The organism is Paucibacter soli, from assembly GCF_037482845.1.
Classification (GTDB): Bacteria; Pseudomonadota; Gammaproteobacteria; order Burkholderiales; family Burkholderiaceae_C; genus Paucibacter_B; species Paucibacter_B soli.
In genome coordinates this window covers 1-976 of the sequence record NZ_JBBHJW010000036.1, presented here as the reverse complement: position 1 = coordinate 976, position 976 = coordinate 1, and the positions used below count along the sequence as shown (strand labels likewise).

General features: G+C 60.2%; 1 protein-coding gene and 1 pseudogene. Both read right to left on the bottom strand.

Features of this window, described 5'->3' with window-relative positions; translation table 11 throughout:
* The coding region (locus WG898_RS25160) for a DUF4279 domain-containing protein (protein ID WP_339605518.1) at positions 1-553 on the bottom strand (553 nt) is incomplete at its 3' end.
* A gap of 9 nt (positions 554-562) precedes the next feature.
* A pseudogene (locus WG898_RS25155) lies at positions 563-976 on the bottom strand (hypothetical protein); the annotation flags it as partial.

The window sequence follows — 976 nt, the reverse complement described above, 5'->3', positions numbered from 1 at the left end:
CAGGTTCAAAGTCTGACCCCGTGGCCGACCCCGTGGCTGACCCCGTGGCCGGTGACCCCGTGGCCGGTTTGACCCCGTGGCCCCCGGACCCGGATAAAGACGCGAGCCCCTGGGCCGCCGCGTCGCCGTGCCGGTCCTGATCGACCGTACTGACTGACATTTCAATCGGCAATCCCAGCCGCCCCAACATCCGAGCATGTTCGGATGTGAGAAGCACGACAACTTCGCTGCCGACTGCTTCCGCGGGCTTCTCCTCCACTACGTGAATGTCAACCCAACAGGACTCCGAATGTGGGAGCGCCTTGAGCTTCGTTGCGACGGGATCGAAGGTCTCAGCAAACCTGCGGAGGCAGTCTTCGAGTTGCGCATCTGGCCCATCAACACTGACCTTCCATACCCAGACACCAATTTGCTCATGAGCCACGCGCCCGTCTGACAGTTTGCGGACATCTCCGCGCCGGTGAGACCTTGCTGGCTGGATCTGAAGCAAGTTCGTGATTTGCTCTGGGTCGAGCTGATCACCTTGGACGTACAGGCGAACGGAGATCAACATGACAACCCCCTATCGACCAAGATCCAGGTCACCAATGTGCTCCCCCTGGCCATCGCGAATCTCGCCAGTATCGGGATTGACACTGCAGTTGTCGTTCGCGCGGGAACCGGGCTTTCTACGATTGCCTCTCTTGATGTCATGGAATATATCTACACCGCCTTTGGCACCAACACCATTCCGTCGACCCCACTCAGCAGCGCCCTTCTCAGCATCCCAGAACCCAGGTGCACGACCGGAACTAAACATCCGGTCGATGAGCGCTGCGCCACCACCGACGACGGCCGCTGTAGCTCCCAAGTCCAGCGCCGTAATTCCGCCAAGGAACGGTAATACGCACATCGGGCACAACCCCGTGGCATCCGTGTAGCGGGTCGGATTTCCCCCGACATAGCTGTACGTATTGATCCCCCCAGCCAGCCCGAC